Source organism: Lentzea xerophila (assembly GCF_051094245.1).
GTDB lineage: Bacteria > Actinomycetota > Actinomycetes > Mycobacteriales > Pseudonocardiaceae > Lentzea > Lentzea xerophila.
Genome location: NZ_CP194934.1, coordinates 2,975,481 through 2,996,112, shown reverse-complemented (window position 1 = coordinate 2,996,112; position 20,632 = coordinate 2,975,481). Strand labels below are relative to the sequence as shown.

Sequence of the window (20,632 nt, the reverse complement as noted above, 5' to 3'; positions counted from 1 at the left end):
CGGCGTCAATCGAGTCTCCTCGTGAGCTCGACCCTCGACCGCACGCCGAGCCGCGCGAAGATGTTGCGCAGGTGGTGCTCGACGGTGCGGTGGCTCAGGAACAACCGCGCGGCGATCTCGCGGTTCGTGGCGCCCTCGGCGACCAGCCTCGCGATCTGCGCCTGCTGCGGCGTCAGGCCGGGCTGGTCCTTGGGTTCGCCGGTGGAGTCACCGGCCGCGCGCAGTTCGGCGCTGGCCCGTTCGACCCAGTGGTCCGCTTGGTAGGACTGGAAGATGCGCACGGCGTCACGCAGGTGTTCGCGCGCCGCCTTGGGTTTGCGCCCGCGCCGCAGCCGGTTGCCGTACAGCAGCTCGGTCTTCGCGAGCTCCATGGCGGTGCCGCTGGCGCGGTGCAGGCGGATCGCTTCCTCGAAGTGCTCGTCGGCCGTTCCGCTCTGCAGCAGGCCGCGGCAGCGGTGCGAGAGCGCCAGCCGGGCCGTGCTGCCCGTGGTCCCGGCCCACTTCTCGAACGGCAGCAGCGCTTTGTCCCCTGTGGACGGCCTGCCGCACGCGACGGCGGCCTCCACCACGTGCGGCGCGGCCATCACCTTGATGCCCGCGTGCCCCGGCTGCAGCCGCAGCCGGTCCAGGGCGTCCGCGGGGCGGTCGCGGGCCAGGTCGACGCACGCGAACGCCCACGCGCCGAACGTGCTGGGCCGGATGAGTCCGCGCTGGGTGATGTGCTCGGTGGCGGTGTCCATGCGGTGCACCGCCGTATCCGCGTCGCCCCTGAGCGCCGCGAGCAACGAGAGGATCGTCAGGTGGTCGACCACGGCGTTGTGCTGCCCGATCGCCGTCGCCGCGTGCACGCCCTCGGTGGCGGCGGTCAACGCCGCCGCGTGCTGGTCCAGCAGCAGCGCCGACAACGCCCGGTACACCAGCGCCCACGGCACCAGCGCGACGAACCCGCTCTCCCGTGCCACCGTCACCGCGCTGGTCGCCATCTCGTGCGACCGGGCGGCGTCCCCGAGCACGTAGGCGGCCTGGCTCGCCCAGATCCGCGCCTGCGGCCCTGGCACCTGGTCGGCCAGGTCGATGACGGTGCGCAGCGTGGGCAACGCCTCGTCGTGCCGGCCGTCGAATGTGGCGGACATCCCGACGAGGTGGTCGAGCGTGAGGCTGGTGGCCGGTGGCTCGTCGCTGCGCCGGATCGCCCGCGCGAACTCGGCGACGGCCGTGTACCTGCGGTGGTCACCGGCGATGCTCGCGGCCTCTCCCGCGAACCCCAGTGCCGCGACGGCCATCTGGCGACGGGTGCCGACCAGGCCTTTCGCGGCGCGCATCAGGCGGTCCGCCGCGACGTCCGGCAGGCTCTCGCCCAGGTCGATGCCGCCTGCGACCAGGTCCATGAGGGCTCTGAGCTCCGGGGTGTCGGTCATCCGGACCGCGGTGCGCAGGACGGCCCGCGACCGGTGCGGCGCGCCGTGGGCCCAGTGGTCGGCGGCCGCCTTGAGCAGGTTGTGCGCCTTCTCCTCCGGATCGGTCGTGAGCTGTGCCGCGCGGTCGTGGTCACGGGCGGCGGTCGCGAAGTCGCCGCACCGGCGTGCGTGCTCGGCATGGCCGGCGAGGACGTCGGCGAGCCCGGCGTCTTGGGTCGTGACCGCCTGGTGCCACGTGCGCCGGGCGCCGGGCGGCAGGGTCTCCGCCAGGTAGGCGTGGGCCTGGCGCCGCAATGCCGCCGGGACGTCCGCCCGCAGCACCGACCGGACCAGCCTGCGCGGGTCGGCCAGCGGCCCCGCCTCGGCCACCGCGTCCAGGTCGAGCGTGTCGGTGTCGATCTCCTCGTCCACCGCGGCCAGCGCGACGACGTGCTGCGCGCGAGGTGAGAGCGCCTCGAACCGCGCTCGCCACCGCAGGCGCAGCGAGCTGTTCGCCGGCAGCACCTCCGGCGCCGGCGCGATGCCGCCGAGCTGCGCGGACGTCAGCGATCCCGCCAGCTCGACCAGCGCCAGCGGGTTCCCGCAGGCCAGGTCGGCGACGTCCGTGGCGAGGGCGGCGGGCAGCCCCGGCACCAGGTCGTGCAGGACCTGCACGCTCGTCGCGGGGTCCAGCGGGTCGAGCGTCATGCTCGGCAGCCCGTGTGCCTCGCCCTCGGTGGCGATGAGCAGTGCGGCCCTCGTTCCGGCCACGTCCTGTGCGAGCTGCATGAGGTCGTCGTCAAGAGAGAGGACATCGACGCACAACAGCGCGTCGTAGGTGTGCTGTACCGCGTTGAGCAGCGCAGTCTTGCCCGAACCGGCCTCACCGCGCAGCACGAGCACCCCGCCGCACCCAGCGCGCGCACGGTCAACCAACGCGTCGATGGCGACGCGCTGCCGCTCTCGGCCACGCAGCATCGGACCAGTCTTACGGCGGCGACGGCTCCTCCGGAAGGGGTAAGGGCCAAATTCACCTACCACCGTTAGTTTTCTTGCTGAAGTTGTTCACCGATACCGGTGGTTGCACCGATGCGGACAGGTGGGCGGCGGTTGCAGGGTCGGGGACGTTCCTCCTCACGTTCCCCTGCCGAATGAGGTGTACAACGCCGTGCAACTTCGCACCCTGATCCCCGCAGCGCTCTCCCTGGTGCTCGTCACCGGCACCGCCGCCCAGGCGGCCGACAACCCGTACGAACGCGGTCCCGCGCCCACCAACTCGAGCATCGAGGCGACGCGCGGCCCGTTCGCCGTGTCGGAGACCTCGGTGTCGTCGCTGGTCAGCGGCTTTGGTGGCGGCACGATCTACTACCCGACGAGCACCTCCGCCGGGACGTTCGGCGCGGTGGCCATCTCCCCCGGCTACACCGGCACGCAGTCCAGCATCTCGTGGCTGGGCCCGCGCCTCGCGTCGCAGGGCTTCGTCATCTTCACCATCGACACGAACTCGCGCTACGACCAGCCCGACAGCCGGGCCTCGCAGCTGCTGGCCGCCCTCGACTACCTGACGCAGCAGAGCAGCGTCCGGTCGAGGATCGACAGCTCACGCCTCGGCGTCATGGGCCACTCGATGGGCGGCGGCGGCACGTTGCGCGCCGCGAGCCAGCGCCCGGCACTGCAGGCGGCGATCCCGCTGACCGGCTGGCACACCACGAAGAACTGGTCGACCGTCCGCGTCCCGACGCTCGTGGTCGGCGCCGAGGACGACTCGGTCGCCCCGGTCTCGTCGCACTCCGAACCGTTCTACACCTCGCTGCCGTCCACGTTGGACAAGGCGTACCTGGAGCTGAACAACGCCTCGCACTTCGCGCCGAACTCGTCCAACACGACGATCGCGAAATACAGCATCTCGTGGCTCAAGCGGTTCATCGACAACGACACCCGCTACGAGCAGTTCCTCTGCCCGGCGCCGGGGCGCAGCACGCTGATCGAGGAGTACCGGGACACCTGCCCGCACTCCTGATCCCCAGCACGGGTCGCGGCGCTGTCCTCCAGGGGTGCGCCGCGACCCGACCCACGTCGTCACTCGAACCGCCGCCCATGCCGTCCCGGCAGCGAGGTTGATGGGGTCACAGGCGAAGCGGCTTCTCAGCCGCGAGGTGCCCGTCCGGACGGACGAGTCCCGCTCCGGTGTCCACGTGGGTGCCGCCGCGCAGCCGCGTGAAGAGGGTGCCTCCGTCCGGTAGCCGCTGGTCGGGGACGCGCCGCCCGGTCGAGTAGGCGACGTCGAGGCCGGACAGGCGCTCGGCGAGCACCTTCGACATGTCCGGCGCCGACGCGATCAGCCCGCTCACCACAGCGCGCAACGCCTGCCCTTCCGGCGAGTAGCCCGTTATCAACGCGGTCTGCGCCCTGGTGTGCCGGAGCAGGTCGGCGCCCACCGGGTGGCGTTCCTCGTGGTACGTGTCGAGCACCGCGTCGCCGGCCCGCCCGGTGACGACGGCGGCGAGCTTCCAGCCGAGGTTGTGCGCGTCCTGGATGCCGACGTTCATGCCGACACCACCGGCCGGGAAGTGCATGTGCGCGGCGTCGCCCGCCAGCAGGACGTCGCCGGCGCGATAGGCGGTGGCCTGACGGGTGGCATTGCCGAAGCGCGACAACCACTTCGGGTCGCGCAGGCCGAAGTCGGTGCCCGCGATCCTGGTGACCGTCGCCCGCAGCTCGTCGAGGGTGAGCTCGCCCGGCCACCCGGCGCGGTTCGTCACCGGGTCCCCGCCGACGATGCGGTGCAGGCCACCGGGCAGCGGCACGACCATCAGGCCGCCTTCGACGCTCGTGACGCTCGCGAATCCGCGCGGTGGCGGCGCGTCGAGCACGACGTCACCGAGCCACCCCCACGTCGTGGCGTCGGTTCCGGGAAAGCCGATGCCCGCAGCCTCCCGCACGGTGCTGCGAGTCCCGTCGCAGCCGACGACGTACCGCGCGGCGACGACGGATCCGTCCGCCAGCTCGACCCCCTCGGCGGTCAGGCCCGTCACCCGGCAACCGCGCCGCAGCGTCGCCCCCAGCTTCACGGCGCGTTCCTCGAGCAGTTCCTCGGTGCGGGCCTGCGGCAGCGCCAGCGTGAACGGGAACGGCGTGTCGAGGACCGCGAAGTCCATGCGGTCCGGCAGGCCGCCGAAGTGCCCGTTCGGGATGCGGATGCCCTCCTCCAGGAACGGCTCCACGACGCCACGGCAGTCGAGGATCTCGATGGTGCGCGGGTGGATCGTGAGCGCCTTGGAGTTCTCGTCCCGTTCCTCCCGCGCCTCCAGGACCGTGACGGGGGCTCCACCGAGCCGCAGCTCCCCCGCCAGCCACAACCCGGTCGGGCCCGCGCCCACGACGACCACGTCCTGCATCAACCACTCCCTTGGTCACTGACCAACAACGACAGGCCGAGTAGACTAGGTCAGTGACCAAGAGTCAAGCGGACGTGGTCCGGACCGCCCTGGAGATCCTCGACGAGCTCGGGGCCGGCGCGGTCTCGCTGCGCGCCATCGCGCAACGGCTCGACGTGCGGATGAACACCGTCCTGTGGCACGTCAAGACCAAGGCCCGGCTGGAAGAGCTGATGGCGGACGCGATCGTCGGCGGCGTCTCGCTCGAAGGACTGCCAGGACACTGGCGGGAGAGGGCCACCGAGATCGCCCGCCGCTACCGGCGGGCTCTGCTGGCACACCGCGACGGCGCCGCGGTGGTGGCGGGCACCTACGCCGCCGAACCCTCCACATTGGACACGGCGGAGGCGCTCGTCGCCGCGCTGCTGGACGGCGGGATGTCCGCCCGCGACGCCGCGTGGACGTGCTGGGGCGTCATCTACTTCGTCCTCGGGCTCACCCAGGAGGAGCAGGCCGCGCCCAGCGGACCCCACGAACTCGTCGTGGGAGAACGACCGGCGCTGCAGCGCGTTCTCCCGTTCCTCACCGAGGAGTCGTTCGGCGAGCGGTTCGAGTTCGGCATCGCCAGGCTGCTCGGCGACTGAGGGTGCGCCACCCCGAGCAATGCGCTGCCGATCGGTCGGCCGGCGGCTGAGAACGAGACGCGCCACCGCCCAGGACACTCAGAGTTGACCGGAAGTTGACCGGGACAGCTCAATTCCGACCCGATCGCCGCAGATCCGAACAGCGGGGCGATACCCGCGGGACTCCCCCATTGGGCCGTCAGGGCGATACCGGCTGGGAGACGGTTGAACTCTTCGAAAATTGGACAATTACAACTCCACTGGCATCATGAATCGCCGGTAACGCATTTTTTCGCATGCCGACTCCTCTCGGTGTGTTCCGGGCGTATGTCCGGTTCACCCCACTCCCGAATGGAGCCGCCATGCGCCACTCACGGCACCGCGTCAGACCGGTGCTCGCGATCGCCACCACGTCGTTCCTGCTCGCCGCCCTCGCCGTTCCGGCCTTCGCCGCACCGGTTTCGGGCACCGACGTCCTCTACACGCTCGACGCCGATTTCGACAACGGCACCATGCAGGACGTCAACCACGACGCCCCGAACAACGACCAGCTTCAGCTCGACCGTTCGACGGTGTTCTTCCCGTACGTCAACGTCGCCGCCTCGGCGCGCGGAACAATGGTCCGCATCGATGTCAACACCGGTCAGATCGTCGGTGAATGGGCATCGGCCCCGGACGGCCGCGGGCGCAACCCGTCGCGCACGACCGTCGACAAGTTCGGCAGCACGTGGCTGTCCAACCGCAACGAGGGCGCCGACGGCCGGGGCTCGGTCACGCGCATCGCCGTCATCCAGGGCGGTACCCGCGTCGACTCCGACGGCACGCCCAACCCGGCAGGCGACTTCCTGAAGGGCCCCTTCGCCTACAACAAGTGCGTCGACCGGAACCAGGACGGGCTGATCGCCACCAGCCGCGGCCTGGGCGACATCCGGCCGTGGACCAACGCGGGCGGTGCGGACGACAACGGCGGCGTCACCACGGCCGCCGACGAGTGCGTCATCAACTACTCCCGCGTCACCGGCAGCAACACCCGCACGGTCGCCGTGGACGCGCAGAACCGGTTGTGGACGGGCGGTCAGGACCTCGACCACGAGTTGCTCGACGCCGACGGCCAGGCCACCGGCACGCAGTTCAACGTGGGCTGCGGCGGCTACGGCGGCCTGATCGACAAGGCCGGCACGCTGTGGTCCGCGCGCAACTTCGGGCTGCTGCGGTACGACCCCGCCGCGAACACCCACGCGTGCCTCGACTCGACCCACGGCGACTACGGCCTCGGCATGGATCCCGTGACCGGCGAGATCTGGCACACGAACTTCTCCGGCAACCGGGTCGCGAAGCTGGCACCGGACGGCACGCTGCTCGGCGCGTTCGCCCACGGCAGCCAGAACGCGCAGGGCGTCGCGGTCGACGGCGACGGCAACGTCTGGGTCGCCCACTCGCTCGCCGGCGCGACGACGGTCGGCCACCTGCGCACCGACGGCACGTACGTCGGCAACGTGCCGCTGCCCGGCGGCGTCGGCCCCACCGGCGTCGCGATCGACAGCAACGGCAAGGTGTGGGTCACCAACATCAGCACCAACAACGCGCAGCGCATCGACCCGGACGCCGGTCCGGTCGGCGGCGGAGGCCACACCGTCGGCGCGGTCGACCTGACCGTCGACCTCGGCGCGGGTGCCGGTCCGTACAACTACAGCGACATGACCGGGTCCGTGCTGGGTGAGATCACCGCACCCCAGGGCACGTGGAGCGTCGTGCAGGACGGCGGCACCAACGGCCGGCCGTGGGGCACCATCACCTGGAACACCGAGGCCCAGGGCGCCGAGCCGCCGGGCACGTCGATCGTCGTCGAGGCCAGGACGTCCGACACCGAGGCAGGGCTCGCCGGCGAGACCTTCACACCGGTGACGAACGGCGTGACCTTCGCGAAGACGGGCCGCTACATCGAGGTCCGCGCGACCCTCACGGCGAACGCGACCGGTGACAGCCCGGCCCTGTCCGACCTGCGGATCAAGACGTCCGAACGCACCGGCGTGTTCTCCTGCCAGGCCACCGCGCTGAACCTCGCGGGCATCGTCTCGACGAGGGCGAACCCGCAGGACGTGCCGTGCGTGGACGACCACAAGACGCTGGCGAACGTCCAGTTGAACGCGGGAATCCTGGCTGTGCGCGCCACGGCGCTCGACGCCCGCACCGACCAGTCGCCGGACGACCTCACGGGCACGGCGCCCGCGACGACCGACCTCGCGGCGGCACGGGCGCGCATCGAGCAGACCCGCGTGACCAGCGGCCTGCTGACGATCGAGATCGGCGTGATCGAGTCGAACGCGTCTGTCACCTGCGTGCCGGGTCCGGGTGGCCTGGTGCCGCAGTTCGCGGGTTCGTCCACGATCGCGTCGCTGAAGATCAACGGCGTATCCGTGGCCGTGGGCAGCGCACCGCTGACGATCCCGCTGGTGATCGGTTCGTTGCGGCTCAACAGCACCACGACCACCGCGACCACCGTGGTGCAGCAGGCCGTCGTCGTGGACACGCTGCTGACCGACGTGGTGATCGGTGAGGCGAAGGCCAACGTCGAGGCGAAGCCGGGCCACCCCGGCGGATCGCCCTGCAAGGTCTGACCCCAGCACGGGTGCGGGCGGTCTCCCGCCCGCACCCCCGGTCAGGCGTAACGGGCGGCGACGGTCGCGGCACGGTCCCGTAGGGAAGTGCGCAACCATTGCGGCTCAAGGGCTTCCGCGCTCGTCGAGAGCTGCCACAACGCCCACTCGGCGTGACGTGCGTCCTGGAAGGTGACCTCCATGCGCAGCCGGCCGTCCTCGTCGGTCTCCTCGGCGAGGACGGCCAGCGCGGTGCCCACCAGCTCCTCGCGCCGCGCCGGATGCAGCCGCAGCAGCACGGCGACCTGGTCGCCGCCGGCCCGGAACCGCGTGCTGCGCTCCTGCCAGGCCCGGCCCAGATCGACCCGGTCCGGACGCCGCGCGGGCTCGCCGAGCTCTTCCGCCTCCGCGATCCGGGACAGCCGGTAGGTGCGATCCTCACCCGACCTCGTGGCCAGCAGGTAACCCTGTCCGCGCACGGTGACTAGGCCGATCGGGTCGACCGTGCGCCACCGCGGTTCCTGGTCCGCGGCCGCGTAGCTGATGCGCAGCCGGTGCCCGGCGAACACCGCGCGCCGGACCTCGGCCACCACGGCGTCGGGCAGTTCCTCGGCGTCGACCCGGCGCGAGAGGAGATCCGTCTCCGGGTCGACGAGAAGCCGCTCGGCCGCGCCGGCCGCGGTGTGCCGGTAGCTCTCGGGCAGCGCGTCGACCACCTTCAGCACGGCCGAGGCCAGCGCCGAGCCGAGGCCGAACACCTGTGCGCCGCGGCGTGACCCGGCCACCACCAGCGCGAGGGCCTCGTCGTGGTTCAGCCCGGTGAGCTCGGTCCGGAAGCCGGGCAGCAGCACGAAACCGCCGTGCCGGCCGCGTTCGGCGTAGACCGGAACACCGGCCGCGGACAACGCCTCGATGTCGCGCAACACCGTCCGCGTCGACACTTCGAGCTCGCGGGCGAGGGCGGTCGCGGACAACTGACCGTGCCGGCGCAGCAGCAGAACCAGCGAGACCAACCGGTCGGCACGCATGGGAAAACCCTACGGGAATACACGACAGAGGATGTCGTGTATTCGTTGCGAAGCTGGCGGCACTTGTCGATGAAGATCGAATGGAGCTGTCGTGGCAGTGGAACGAACGCCGGTCGACCCGTGGCCGTGGTCGGTGGAACTGGGCTACCACCAGGGAGAGGTGGTCTCCGGTCAGACCCGGACGCTGTACTGCGCCGGGCAGACGTCGATGAACGCCGAGGGCCAGCCCGAGCACGCCGGTGACATGGCGGCGCAGCTGGCGTTGAGCCTCGACAACCTCCAGGCGGTGCTGGGCGAGGCCGGCATGACACTCGCGAACCTGGTGCGGCTCAACGTCTACACCACCGACGTCGACCTGCTCTTCCAGCACTACGGCGTGCTGGCGGCCCGGCTGGGTGCGGCGCGGGTGGCGCCTCCGACGACGATGCTCGGGGTGAGCAGGCTGGCGATCCCGGACCTGCTGGTCGAGCTGGAAGGGACCGCGGTGGCGTGACGGTCGGCGAGCGCACCCGCGCTCGCCGAGGAGTACCTCCGTCGCAGTACCCGGCAGCGCCGGCCTGGCTCCCACCAGGCCGGCGCTGCCGTCGGTGTAGTGGCGTCGGGCCAGTGCGGGGCCGCGACCTAGCCGGCGGACACCTCGATCGACTCGATGGCGGCCTCGGCGAGCGGGGCCGCCGTCTCGGCGTAGCGGGTGGCGAGGGTCTGGAACAGGTGCTCGGCCTCGATGGCGGGCCAGTCGCCGGCCAGCAACTCGGCCGGCAGGTGGGGATCCTGGCGCACGAGGTCGAGCCAGTCCGCGTGCAGCAGCAACTGGCGCGCGAGGTCGTCGGGCAGCGCGTCGTCCGGCTCGCGCCAGCGCGCCAGGAAGTCCTGGTAGCGGGCGGCGATCGCGGCGGTGTCGAACGCGCGGCGCGCGAGGTCCGCCGCCTCGGTCGGCTTGGCGTGCTGGGCGGTGAAGACCGTGACGTTCCCGGCCAGGTCGAGGCTCTCGACCATCTCGGTGACGTCGTGGGTGCCGGGCGCGATCCACAGGCCGTTCTGCACCGGACCGAACCCGGCCCACTGCAGCCGTGAGCGCAGGTCGTGCCGTTCGCCGCGCCGGCCCTCGGGCAGCGAGAAGCCCACGAGGGTCCAGCTGCCGTCCCAGTCCCTGTTCACCGCGCCGCGCTGCCAGATCCGGCGCTCACCGTCCCGCAGGACGTCCGTCGCGCGCGGAGTGAGTCCGAAGTAGACCTTGCGGCCGTTGCGGTGCTTGGCGAGCAGGCCGCGGGCGGCCATCCGGGTCAGCGTCGAGCGCACCGCCTCCTCCGAGACGTCCACGCGCCCGAACACGTCGATCACGCTGCCCGAGTAGACCGCGATGCCGCGGTCGAACACGTACAGGCCCAGGAAGTTGAGCATCAAGGACTGGGGCGTCACGGCGCTCACGATACATGTTGGGCAGCATCTAGACGAGCGTTACGAATATGCCCTACTTTGGGTCGCGACACCCACGGAGAGGACTCGTCGGATGGAGCTGTCGGGAAAGGTCGCGATCGTCACCGGCGCCGGCCGCGGGCTGGGGCGGGCGTACGCCGAAGCCTTGGCGCGCAACGGAGCCCAGGTGGTGGTCAACGACGTGGACGAAGCCGCGCGGGAGGTCGCGGAGGGCATCGGCGGACGTGCGGTGATCGCGCCGGTCGGGTCCACCGAGACCGCCGACCTGCTCGTCGCCACCGCCGTCGAGGAGTTCGGCCGGCTCGACGTGCTGGTCACCAACGCGGGCATCCTGCGCGACCGCGTGTTGTGGAAGATGACGGACGACGACTTCGACGCCGTGATCGACGTGCACCTGCGCGGCACGTTCACCTGCGCCCGCGCGGCGGCGGTGAGGATGCGGGAGCAGGGCACCGGTGGCAGCCTCGTGCTGATCTCGTCGCCTGCGGGGCAGCGCGGCAACTTCGGGCAGACCAACTACGCCGCCGCCAAGGCCGGGATCGCCGCCATGGCACGGACCTGGGCGCTGGAACTGGCCCGGTCGGACATCGCCGTCAACGCCGTCGTCCCGGTGGCCGCCACCGAGATGACGCGCACGATTCCGGCGTTCGCGCCGGTGATCGAGGAGTCGGAACGGACCGGTACGCCGTTGCCGGAGTGGCTGCGCCGGGACGAGGGGCTCGGCACTGTCGAGGACGTCGCCGAGCTGATCGTCTACCTCGCCTCGGACGAGGCGAAGGGCATCACCGGGCAGGCGATCGGCATCGGTGGCGACCGGCTCGCGCTCTGGGCGCATCCCGCCGAGAAGCAGGTCCTGTTCGCGGACGGTGGCTGGACCGCGGCCGCGATCGCCGGGCGGTGGAGCGAGCTCGAACCCGAGACCTACGGCATTCCGGCTCCGGTGGCGCCGTGAACGTTCCCGAGATGGATGTGGACAGCCTGGTCGCGATCGACGTCCACACGCACGCCGAGATCTCCCGCGACGGCCACAGTTCCCTCAGTCCTGCCCTGATCGAGGCGTCCTCCAGGTACTTCAAGGCCGCCCACCGGCAGCCGACGATCGCCGAGACCGCCGCGATCTACCGGGAGCGGAAGATGGCCGCGGTCATCTTCACGGTCGACGCCGAGCACGCCACCGGCCACCCGCGCATCTCCAACGAGGAGATCGCCGCGTCCTGCGCCGAGCACGCCGACGTGCTGATCCCGTTCGCGAGCGTCGACCCGTGGAAGGGTCGCGCCGCCGTCCGGGAGGCGCGCCGGCTCGTCGAGGAACACGGCGTGCGGGGCTTCAAGTTCCACCCGAGCCTGCAGGACTTCTCCCCCGACGACCGGATGGCTTACCCGCTGTACGAGGTGATCGAGGAGCTCGGTGTCCCCGCGCTCTTCCACAGTGGACAGACCGGGATCGGCGCCGGTGTTCCGGGCGGCGGTGGCATCAGGCTCAAGCATTCCAACCCGATGCTCGTCGACGACGTCGCCGTCGACTTCCCGGAGCTGAGGATCGTGCTCGCGCACCCGTCGTTCCCCTGGCAGGACGAGGCGCTCGCCGTCGCGACGCACAAGCCGTTCGTGCACATCGACCTCTCCGGCTGGTCGCCGAAGTACTTCCCGCCGCAGCTCGTGCGCTACGCCAACACGTTGCTGCAGGACAAGGTCCTCTTCGGCTCCGACCATCCGGTGATCACCCCCGACCGCTGGCTCGCCGACTTCGCCAAGATCGACATCTCCGACGAGGTCCGCCCCAAGATCCTCAAGCACAACGCCGCCCGTTTGCTCGGACTCGTCAAGGAGAACGCGTGACCACCACCGCCGTGACCGGACTCGAAGAGCTCAAGGCCCTGGCAGGCAAGGACCTCGGCCACACCGACTGGCTGCAGATCGACCAGGACCGCGTCGACACCTTCGCCACCGCCACCGACGACCACCAGTGGATCCACGTCGACCCGGAACGCGCCGCCACCGGCCCGTTCGGCGGCACGATCGCCCACGGCTACCTCACGCTCGCGCTGCTCATCCCGCTGACGGGAGAGCTGCTGGACGTCTCGGGCGTGCGGATGAGCCTCAACTACGGCCTGGAGAAGGTGCGCTTCCCCGCCCCGGTGCCGGTCGGCGCCAAGATCCGGTTGCTGGGCCGGGTCGCGTCCGCCGAGGACGTGGCGGGCGACGGTGTCCAGCTCACCGTCGATTTCACCGTCGAGATCGAGGACTCCGCGAAGCCCGCCTGCGTCGCACGTGCCGTCTACCGCCACTACACATAGAGGTGCAGTCATGGCGAATACAACGCAGTTACGCCGTGCCGTCACGTCGAGCTTCCTCGGCAGCGTGATCGAGTACTACGACTTCCTGCTCTACGCCACCGCTTCCGCGATCGTGTTCAACAAGGTCTTCTTCTCCTCGCTGGACCCGCTGGTCGGCACGATCGCGAGCTTCGGCACGTTCGCCACCGGCTACCTCGCCCGGCCGCTCGGCGGAATCCTCTTCGGACACTACGGGGACCTGCTGGGGCGCAAGAAGATGCTCGTGCTCACCATGAGCCTGATGGGCGTGGCGAGCTTCCTGATCGGCCTGCTGCCCACCTATGCGCAGGCCGGCTGGCTCGCCCCGGCCGGGCTGATCCTGCTGCGGGTCGTGCAGGGCGTCTCCGTCGGCGGTGAATGGGGCGGCGCGGTCCTCATGTCGGCCGAGCACGCGACCTCACGACGTGGGCTGTGGGCCAGCTTCACCAACGCCGGCGCGCCGTGCGGGATGGTGCTGTCGACGGCCGCGCTCACCGGAACCGCCGCGCTGGTGGGGGAACAGGCGTTCCTCGAGTGGGGCTGGCGTGTGCCGTTCCTGCTGAGTGTCGTGCTACTCGGCATCGGCCTGTTCGTGCGGATGAAGGTCGAGGAGACGCCGGTCTTCAAGGCCGAGCGCACACGCACCTCCGCGCCGTTGGCCGACGTGCTGCGCAACCACCCGCGCACGCTGCTACTCGCGATCGGGGTCGGGCTCGCGGCGTTCGTGGCGCAGTCCACGCTGACGACGTTCGTGCTCGCGTACGGCGTTCAGGCGGGCAACAGCAGGCAGGAGATCCTCAACGCCCTGACGCTGTCCTCCGCGCTCGCCGTGATCGGCATCATCGCGTGGTCGGCGGCCTCGGACCGGTTCGGGCGCCGGCCTGTCGTGCTCGCGGGCGCCGTCCTGATGGCCGCGTTCGGGTTCGCGTTGTTCCCGTTGGTGGACAACGGGTTCGTCGTCATCGCGCTCGTCCTCGGCCAGGCGGTGATCCACCCGATGATGTACGGCCCGCTCGCCGCGCTCTACAGCGAGCTGTTCAGCACCGGCAGCCGCTACACGGGTGCCTCGCTCGGCTACCAGCTCGCCGGCCTGGGCGCCGGCCTCGCGCCGTTGCTCTTCGCGCAGGTGCAGAGCACCGCCGGCACGGGCGCCATCCCGTTCATCCTCGCGGCGTTCTGCCTGCTCACCGTGGTCTGCACGATGGCGCTGCGGGAAACCAGCCACACCAGCCTGACAGGAGACCGGAATGCGGAACGCGGGACTGGGCAGCTGGCCACACCGCCGCGCGCGCATGGCACCGAAGCGTGAAGCGTTCACCTACGACGGAGTCTCGACGACCTACGGGGAACTGGCGGTCCGCACCACCCGCCTGGCGTGGCGGTTGCGGGAACTGGGCGTGGATCGTGGTGATCGGGTCGCGTACCTCGGCCCGAACCACCCGTCGTTCGCCGAGACGATGTTCGCCACGCACCAGCTCGGCGCGATCTTCGTGCCGCTGAACTTCCGCCTCACCCCGGCGGAGATCGACTACCAGCTGGCCGACAGCGGCGCGCACGTGCTGGTCCACGCGCCGTCGCACGGCACGGACCATCCGCGGGCGATCTCGCTCGACTCGTACGAGGACTGGCTCGCGGGTGGTTCGGAGGAGCCGCTGGACGTGCCGGTGGCCGTGGAGGACATCGCGCTGATCCTCTACACCTCCGGCACCACCGGCCGGCCCAAGGGCGCGCTGCTGAGCCACGCCAACCTGTTGTGGAACACGTTCAACCTGATGATCGGCGTCGACATCGCGACGTCCGACGTCGCGCTGGTCGCCGCCCCGCTCTTCCACGTCGCCGCGCTCACCCAGACACTGCTGCCCACGTTCGTCAAGGGCGGGCACAGCGTGATCACCCCGCGCTGGAACGTGGACGAGTGCGTCGACCTGATCGAGAAGCACCGCGTGACGTGGATGTTCGGTGTGTCCACGATGTACGCCGACCTCGCCTCCTCGCCGCGCTGGCCCGCCGCGGACCTGTCGTCGTTGCGGGTGCTGCTGTGCGGCGGGGCGGCGGTACCGGACGCGGTGATCCACGCTTACCAGGACCGGGGCCTGGTGTTCTGCCAGGGCTACGGGCTCACCGAGACCGCGCCCGGTGCCAGCTTCCTGGAGGCGGCGGACAGCGTGCGCAGGGCGGGTTCGGCCGGGACGCCGGTGTTCTTCGGCGACCTGCGGCTCGCCGCGAGCGGTGAGATCGAGGTGCAGGGCCCGAACGTGACCCCCGGCTACTGGAACGACCCGGTCGCCACCGCGGCCGCGTTCACCGAGGACGGGTGGTTCCGCACGGGGGACATCGGCCGGCTCGACGACGGTCACCTGTACGTCGTCGACCGGCTGAAGGACATGTTCATCTCGGGCGGGGAGAACGTCTACCCGGCCGAGGTGGAGAACGCGATCACCTCACACCCGGACGTGGCCGAGGTCGCCGTCGTCGGGGTGCCGGACCAGCGCTGGGGCGAGGTCGGACGCGCCTTCGTGCGGCCTCGCGACGGCGCCGCGGTGGACGTGGCCGGGTTGCGGGAGTTCCTGGTGCCACGCCTGGCGAAGTACAAGATCCCGGTGCACGTGGAGGTGGTGTCCGAGCTGCCGCGCACGGGTTCCGGGAAGGTGCTCAAACCCGCGCTGCGCCGGATGCCGCTGTGACCGGCTCCGAGGTCAGCCGCGTAGCTCGTCGAGGTAGCGGCTCACCGGGCCGAACGTGAACAGCCCGGTGCCCGCCACCAGCTCGTCCTTGGCGGGCAACAGCAGCTCGTAGGCCCGTTCACGCAGTTCGGGATCGTTCAGCCGGATCGCCGCCATCGCCAGCAGGCACGCCCGCACCTCGCTGAGCAGGTCGGCGGGTCCTGGCGGCAACGCTCGCGCGGCGGCCAGCGCCTCGTCGACGGGCAACGCGAGCGGGCGCACCCAGTCGAGGTGTGGACCCCAGTCGTCGTCGAGGTCCACAGTGGACGGACCGTGCAGGCTGAGCAGGGCCAGTGGCAGGAGTCCGCGTTCCATGCCCCACATGCCGGTCCCCCGCACGCGGGCGGCGGCGGCCCGGTAAGCATGGTCGGCTTCGGCCCTCTGCCCGGACGCCGCGAGTTTCAGCGCCGCGTACCAGTCGGTGAAGACGCCGACGAGCGGCAGGTCGTGGCGTTGCGCCAGCTCGTCGGCGGCGGCCGCGTGCTCGTCGGCGAGGGCGAACTCGGCCAGTGCGGCGTGGGCCTGGACCAGGATCAGGTGGCCGAGGACCTGGTGGGTGACCAGATCGGGTGTGACCGCGAGAAGTTCGCGGCCGATCGCGGCGCGTTCCGGGGCCAGGCCGGTGCGGTGGAACGTGTGCATGAAACGGGCGTTCAGCGCGAACGCGACGAGCGCCGGATCACCGAGGTCGCGGGCGATGGCCTCGGCCTCCACGGCCTCGGGCAGGCGGGTGCCGGTACCGCGTTCCTCCATCGCGATCGTCGCGAGCAGGCGGGCGCGGGTCGCGGTGGGGCCGGGGAAGCTCGTCAGGGTGCGTTCGGCGGCGGCGACGAGTTCGGCGGAGTGCGCCGGGTCGTCGTTCGTCGTCCAGATGCCGGGCACGTCGAACGATCCGATCACCTCGGCCGTCGCCCGCGGATCACCGGCCATGCGCAGTGCGGCCGACCTCTGCTTCCGCGCCTCCTCCAGGTCTCCGCTGACCGCCAACGCCCTGACCAGCCCGGTCAGCAGATCGAGCCGGGCCGAGCCGGCAGCCTCGATCGCCGCCCGCCACAACCGCACCGCCTCACGGGGCGACCTCGTGACCTCCGCGGCATCCGCCAGCGCCCTGACCGCCGGCTCACCTCGCGCACCGGCGAGCAGGTAGTGGTGCGCGAGCACCTGGACGTCGTCGGGGCGCAGCGATTCGAGCGCGGAGGCGACGGCGGCGTGCCAGCGTGCACGCCTGGTCAGCGACACGTCCTCGTACACCGTGTCGCGCACCAGTGCGTGGGTGAACCGGGCGCGACCGGACGCCACCTCGACGACGAAGCCCGCCTCGACGGCGAGGTCCAGCGCGTCGAGCACGTCCTCGCCGGCCAGTGCGGCCAGCAGGTCCACCTCGACGTCCCGCCCGAGCACCGACGCCTGGCGCAACACCCGCCGCGGCTGCGCCGGCAGCCTGGCGAGCCGGTGGCGCAGGACGTCCCGGACGCCCGCCGGCACCGAGCCGAGGTCCCCACCGGAGTTGACCAGCCGGACAAGCTCCTTCACGTAGAACGGATTGCCGCCGCTGCGCTCGTGGATCGCCCGCGCGTCGAGTGGCCCGACGAGCGCGGCGACCGCCTCCTCGTCCAGGCCTCGGAGCTCGACGCGAACCGGTTCGGCCCGGGCCAAGGCCTCCAGCGGCACCGCGGTGCGCGAGGTCGCGACGATCAGCACGCGGCCGGAGAGCCTGCGAGTCGTGAACGCCGCCAGGACCGCCAACGTCTCATCGTCAGCCTGGTGCAGGTCGTCCAGCACCACCAGCACCGGAGCCGCCGCCTCCACCATGGACACGACGGAAAGACGGAGGTGGAAGCGGTCGGTGGCGCTCAGCTCCTCCCCCAACGCCTCCACGACCTGCTGCCACGGCCACGCCACCGGCGCGTCCTCCGGGCACCGCGCCCAGACCGTCGTCCATCCCCTCCCACCCAGCTCCGAGGTGAACGCCTCGGCCAGCGCGGTCTTGCCGACGCCGGCCTCCCCGGTCACCAGCGCGATCCCCAGTCCCGCGGCCGGCACGGCGGTGTGCAGCGCCGCCACCTCCGAGGACCGTCCCACCAGCGACGTTGGAAGAGAGGGCGTGAGGCTGGGCGACTGCGCGAGGATGTCCGACTCCAGCGCACGCAGCTCCGCGCCCGGATCGACACCGAGGTGCTCGACGAGCGCGTGCCGTGCCTCTCGCACCGCCGCCAGCGCGTCGCCCTGACGTCCTTCGCGGTACAACGCCAGCGCGAGCAGGCTCCACGCCTTCTCCCGCCACGGGTGTTCGGCGAGGTGAGCGCGCAGATCCGCGGCGACACCGGCCGCACGTCCCAGCGCCAGCGCGGCTTCGGCCCGGCGTTCGACCGCGACGAGCCGCAACTCCTCCAGCCGGTCGATCTCCGCCCGCGCCCAGTGCGCGTCGGCGAACTCGGCGTACGCGGGGCCACGCCACAGCGCCAGCGCACTGTCCAGCACGGACAGGTCGCCGCCCAGCATCTCCCCGAACCGCCAGGCGTCCACGTCCTCGGCGAGCAACGCGTACCCCGCGCCCTCGGTGACCAGCAACGTCGACGGAGTCCGGGGTGGACGATCGGGTTCCAGCGCCTTGCGCAACGCCCCGACGAACGTCTGCACCGTGCCGACCGCGCCGTCCGGCGGATCTTCCCAGAGGTCGGCGACGAGCGTGCGCACCGGCACGACCCGGCGCCGGGCGACCAGCAACCGGGCCAGCACAGCGCGCTGCTTCGGGCCGCCGAGGCGGGCCGATCCCGCGGTCAGCGGGCCCAGCACCCCGAACGTCACCACCCGCTGGCCCTAACGCTGATTGGTTGCTGATCGGGCGCGCGCACAGTGGCAGCGTGAACCACACCGCATTCGACCACCAGCGCGTCCGGGTCTCCGACGGCGTCGAGCTCAACGTCGCCACCACCGGCGAGGGCAGTCCGATCGTGCTGCTGCACGGCTTTCCGCAGACCCACCTGATGTGGCGGCACGTCGCCGCCGACCTGGCCGCCGACCACACCGTGATCATGCCCGACCTGCGCGGCTACGGCGACAGCGACAAGCCCGCCGACACCGGCACCACCTACGCCAAGCGCACCATGGCCGCCGACGTCGTCCAGGTCGCCCAGGCGCTCGGCCACGACCGGTTCGCCCTGGCAGGTCACGACCGGGGCGCGCTCGTCGCGTTCCGGACCGGCCTCGACCACCCGCGGCACGTCACGCACCTCGCGTCGCTCGACGTCCTGCCCACGCTGGACATGTGGGACGTGATGCGCGGAACGACCGCCGCCGTCGGGTTCCACCTGTTCCTGATGGCCCAGCCACCCGGTCTGGCCGAAGAGCTGATCAGCGCGCGTCCGGACGCGTTCTTCGGCCACTTCCTCGACATCTGGAGCACTTCGCCGTTCCCCGCCGACGTGCGCGCCGAGTACCTGCGCGCCTCGCGGGAGGCGGTGACGTCGATCGTGGCGGACTACCGGGCGTCGGCGACGATCGACGTCCAGCACGACACGGCCGACCGCGAGGCGGGCAACCAGCTGACGATGCCCGTCACCGTGCTGCAGCAGGACTGGGGCGCGGCACTCGGCTTCGACGCCGAGGCGTTGTGGCGGGCCTGGGCACCCGACCTCGACCACCGCACGGTCTCGTGTGGACACTTCATGGCGGAGGAGGCGCCGGACGTCGTCGCCACGGCGATCCGCGATCTGGTCAAGCGATAGCGGGAGAGGCTGCCGAGCCTCGTTCGCTACGCCTTGACGCGGCCCTTGGTGGTCCACATCCGGTAGCCGGCCGTGAGTGCCTCGGCCTCCGAACCGAACGTCGTGTCGCCCTTCATCCGCCGGTAGTAAGGAGATTCGGGCGTGTGGTAGACCCTCGTCTTCGGGTTGCCCTTGACGGGCAACGGCTCCTGCTCGACCACCGGCTGCTTCGCGATCACCACCTGCTCCGCCGCCGGCCGGGGCGCGGGCAGGGCCAGCCGCGCCTTGGGCCGCTCAGGCTGCGGGCGGCCGCGCACCGCCGACCACGTCACGAGCGAGCCGGCGGCGAACGACACCGCGCACAGCAAGAACATCTGCGAGAACAACCAGAGCACGGGAACTCCTAACGGACGACGACGTCGACCTGGCGCGTGGCCGGGTCGTACTCGCCGTCGGGGGCGGGGCGGGTCTCGGTGGCGATCAACGCGGCTGCCACGCCCTGGCCGACGAGCACGTCCCGCACCATCTGGGCGCGTGTCGACGCCACCGCGGGATCCGTGCCGTGTGCCACCAGGGTGATCGAGGCACGCGGCGCGACCAGGAGCATGCGGCCGACGCGCTGCGCGAGCACCTGGCCGTGGCCCTCCCACGCCGTCGTGCCCTGGACGAACCGGATCGCGCCGTTGCCGTCGACGAGCCGCGAGATCGAGTCGTGCAGGGCCTCGACGTTCAGGTCGCCGGTGGCCGCGGACGATCCGACCTCGATGCGGTCCTTGACCCGCAGACCGTTCGCCGCCCGCTGGACGGCGTCCCGGACGGCCGTCGCACGCGCCTCGTCCGGCACGCGGGCGGCGATCACGACCTGACCGCGGTGGACGGTCGCGGTCACGTCGGACACCTTGGCGGACAACGCGGCGGTGACCACGCGCCCGATCACGGCCGGTGGGATCGGCAGCAGGCCGCCGAACCGGAGCGCGGCCGTGACGCGGTGGTTCTCGGACCGCACCGCCTCGATGAGCGCGTGGCGTTCCGCGTCGTCGGCCACCGCGCCGGACACCAGGACCTCGGCACCTCGCACCGCCACGAGCAGCTGCTCGGGCTCGGCCACCCGCACGTCGGTGGTGCCGACGCCGGACACGTCGGACACCACGGCGCGCACCGCGTCGACCGACCGCGGCGCGACCTCGCTGACCACGACCGAGCGACCGCTCACCGCGACAACGCCGTGGTAGCCGGCCTTTCCCAGCGCCGAACGCACGTCGGCGTGCAGCGTCCGCTCGATGCCACCGCCGTGGAGGAACACGCCGGTGGCGGCGAGCAGCGCGGGCACCAACAGCCCGCCGATCCAAACCGCGTGAGGCAAACGCACGGGCAGGAAGTACCGGACCGCGAGAGCGAGAAGCGAGCCGCTTCAGCCGTTCGGGTGGA

The 20,632-nt window shown here is 71.5% G+C and carries 17 protein-coding genes; 10 read left to right on the top strand and 7 right to left on the bottom strand.

Annotation, left to right across the window (positions count from 1 at the left end; translation table 11 throughout):
• Positions 1 to 5: 5 nt before the first annotated feature.
• A complete protein-coding gene (locus ACRSBM_RS14520; RefSeq protein ID WP_434443895.1) occupies positions 6 to 2,375 on the bottom strand; it encodes a LuxR C-terminal-related transcriptional regulator in 2,370 nt (789 codons plus the stop codon).
• 190 nt (positions 2,376 to 2,565) lie between these two features.
• Here ACRSBM_RS14520 and bdeA point away from each other — a divergent pair, with 190 nt between their 5' ends.
• Positions 2,566 to 3,417, top strand: coding sequence for a bis(hydroxyethyl) terephthalate hydrolase (gene bdeA / locus ACRSBM_RS14515; RefSeq protein ID WP_434443894.1), 852 nt, complete (start codon positions 2,566 to 2,568; stop codon positions 3,415 to 3,417).
• Between the two features lie 106 nt (positions 3,418 to 3,523).
• Here bdeA and ACRSBM_RS14510 read toward each other — a convergent pair whose 3' ends face one another.
• Positions 3,524 to 4,795: an FAD-dependent monooxygenase gene (locus tag ACRSBM_RS14510; RefSeq protein ID WP_434443893.1), complete on the bottom strand. Its 1,272-nt coding sequence runs from the start codon at positions 4,793 to 4,795 to the stop codon at positions 3,524 to 3,526.
• 53 nt (positions 4,796 to 4,848) lie between these two features.
• Between ACRSBM_RS14510 and ACRSBM_RS14505 the strand changes: the two genes are divergently transcribed.
• Positions 4,849 to 5,418 carry a TetR/AcrR family transcriptional regulator C-terminal domain-containing protein gene (locus ACRSBM_RS14505; protein ID WP_434443892.1) on the top strand — a complete coding sequence of 190 codons (570 nt, stop codon included), beginning with the start codon at positions 4,849 to 4,851 and terminating at the stop codon, positions 5,416 to 5,418.
• A gap of 341 nt (positions 5,419 to 5,759) precedes the next feature.
• A complete protein-coding gene (locus ACRSBM_RS14500; protein ID WP_434443891.1) occupies positions 5,760 to 8,015 on the top strand; it encodes a hypothetical protein in 2,256 nt (751 codons plus the stop codon).
• Between the two features lie 41 nt (positions 8,016 to 8,056).
• On the opposite strand, the gene ACRSBM_RS14495 is transcribed toward ACRSBM_RS14500, so the two are convergent.
• Positions 8,057 to 9,022 carry a helix-turn-helix transcriptional regulator gene (locus ACRSBM_RS14495; RefSeq protein ID WP_434443890.1) on the bottom strand — a complete coding sequence of 322 codons (966 nt, stop codon included), beginning with the start codon at positions 9,020 to 9,022 and terminating at the stop codon, positions 8,057 to 8,059.
• Between the two features lie 97 nt (positions 9,023 to 9,119).
• Between ACRSBM_RS14495 and ACRSBM_RS14490 the strand changes: the two genes are divergently transcribed.
• The gene (locus ACRSBM_RS14490; protein WP_434453080.1) at positions 9,120 to 9,515 is read left to right on the top strand and encodes a RidA family protein; all 396 of its coding nucleotides are present in this window, start codon (positions 9,120 to 9,122) and stop codon (positions 9,513 to 9,515) included.
• Between the two features lie 128 nt (positions 9,516 to 9,643).
• On the opposite strand, the gene ACRSBM_RS14485 is transcribed toward ACRSBM_RS14490, so the two are convergent.
• Positions 9,644 to 10,441: a PaaX family transcriptional regulator gene (locus ACRSBM_RS14485; RefSeq protein WP_434443889.1), complete on the bottom strand. Its 798-nt coding sequence runs from the start codon at positions 10,439 to 10,441 to the stop codon at positions 9,644 to 9,646.
• Between the two features lie 91 nt (positions 10,442 to 10,532).
• On the opposite strand from ACRSBM_RS14485, the gene ACRSBM_RS14480 reads away from it, so the two are divergent.
• From ACRSBM_RS14480 to ACRSBM_RS14460, 5 genes are read left to right on the top strand one after another with little or no spacing between them, the layout of a single operon-like run.
• Positions 10,533 to 11,411, top strand: a complete 879-nt coding sequence (locus tag ACRSBM_RS14480) for an SDR family oxidoreductase (RefSeq protein ID WP_434443888.1) — start codon at positions 10,533 to 10,535, stop codon at positions 11,409 to 11,411.
• An 11-nt stretch (positions 11,412 to 11,422) separates the two neighbouring features.
• Positions 11,423 to 12,298, top strand: a complete 876-nt coding sequence (locus ACRSBM_RS14475) for an amidohydrolase family protein (RefSeq protein WP_434453078.1) — start codon at positions 11,423 to 11,425, stop codon at positions 12,296 to 12,298.
• The gene (locus ACRSBM_RS14470) at positions 12,295 to 12,756 is read left to right on the top strand and encodes a MaoC family dehydratase (protein WP_434443887.1); all 462 of its coding nucleotides are present in this window, start codon (positions 12,295 to 12,297) and stop codon (positions 12,754 to 12,756) included. Before ACRSBM_RS14475 ends, ACRSBM_RS14470 begins: the two co-directional genes overlap by 4 nt.
• Positions 12,757 to 12,766: 10 nt before the next feature.
• On the top strand, positions 12,767 to 14,083 hold the full coding sequence (locus ACRSBM_RS14465) for an MFS transporter (protein ID WP_434443886.1): 1,317 nt from the start codon (positions 12,767 to 12,769) through the stop codon (positions 14,081 to 14,083).
• Complete coding sequence (locus ACRSBM_RS14460) at positions 14,022 to 15,458, top strand: acyl-CoA synthetase (protein ID WP_434443885.1); 1,437 nt, start codon at positions 14,022 to 14,024, stop codon at positions 15,456 to 15,458. The genes ACRSBM_RS14465 and ACRSBM_RS14460 overlap by 62 nt, the downstream gene beginning before the upstream one ends.
• Positions 15,459 to 15,470: 12 nt before the next feature.
• Here the strand turns inward: ACRSBM_RS14460 and ACRSBM_RS14455 are convergent, their stop codons facing one another.
• The gene (locus ACRSBM_RS14455) at positions 15,471 to 18,308 is read right to left on the bottom strand and encodes a BTAD domain-containing putative transcriptional regulator (RefSeq protein WP_434443884.1); all 2,838 of its coding nucleotides are present in this window, start codon (positions 18,306 to 18,308) and stop codon (positions 15,471 to 15,473) included.
• A gap of 53 nt (positions 18,309 to 18,361) precedes the next feature.
• Between ACRSBM_RS14455 and ACRSBM_RS14450 the strand changes: the two genes are divergently transcribed.
• The gene (locus tag ACRSBM_RS14450) at positions 18,362 to 19,225 is read left to right on the top strand and encodes an alpha/beta fold hydrolase (protein WP_434443883.1); all 864 of its coding nucleotides are present in this window, start codon (positions 18,362 to 18,364) and stop codon (positions 19,223 to 19,225) included.
• Between the two features lie 26 nt (positions 19,226 to 19,251).
• On the opposite strand, the gene ACRSBM_RS14445 is transcribed toward ACRSBM_RS14450, so the two are convergent.
• A complete protein-coding gene (locus tag ACRSBM_RS14445) occupies positions 19,252 to 19,599 on the bottom strand; it encodes a sunset domain-containing protein (protein ID WP_434443882.1) in 348 nt (115 codons plus the stop codon).
• 8 nt (positions 19,600 to 19,607) lie between these two features.
• Positions 19,608 to 20,573: a hypothetical protein gene (locus ACRSBM_RS14440; protein ID WP_434443881.1), complete on the bottom strand. Its 966-nt coding sequence runs from the start codon at positions 20,571 to 20,573 to the stop codon at positions 19,608 to 19,610.
• Between the last annotated feature and the right edge of the window lie 59 nt (positions 20,574 to 20,632).

What these genes read in the sequence shown, in the direction of transcription:
- ACRSBM_RS14520 (WP_434443895.1), bottom strand. Translation starts at nt 2,375, where the DNA reads ATGCTGCGTGGCCGAGAGCGGCAGCGCGTCGCCATCGACGCGTTGGTT.
- ACRSBM_RS14495 (WP_434443890.1), bottom strand. Translation starts at nt 9,022, where the DNA reads ATGCGTGCCGACCGGTTGGTCTCGCTGGTTCTGCTGCTGCGCCGGCAC.
- ACRSBM_RS14480 (WP_434443888.1), top strand. Translation starts at nt 10,533, where the DNA reads ATGGAGCTGTCGGGAAAGGTCGCGATCGTCACCGGCGCCGGCCGCGGG.
- ACRSBM_RS14475 (WP_434453078.1), top strand. Translation starts at nt 11,423, where the DNA reads ATGGATGTGGACAGCCTGGTCGCGATCGACGTCCACACGCACGCCGAG.
- ACRSBM_RS14510 (WP_434443893.1), bottom strand. Translation starts at nt 4,795, where the DNA reads ATGCAGGACGTGGTCGTCGTGGGCGCGGGCCCGACCGGGTTGTGGCTG.
- ACRSBM_RS14465 (WP_434443886.1), top strand. Translation starts at nt 12,767, where the DNA reads ATGGCGAATACAACGCAGTTACGCCGTGCCGTCACGTCGAGCTTCCTC.
- ACRSBM_RS14460 (WP_434443885.1), top strand. Translation starts at nt 14,022, where the DNA reads ATGCGGAACGCGGGACTGGGCAGCTGGCCACACCGCCGCGCGCGCATG.
- ACRSBM_RS14500 (WP_434443891.1), top strand. Translation starts at nt 5,760, where the DNA reads ATGCGCCACTCACGGCACCGCGTCAGACCGGTGCTCGCGATCGCCACC.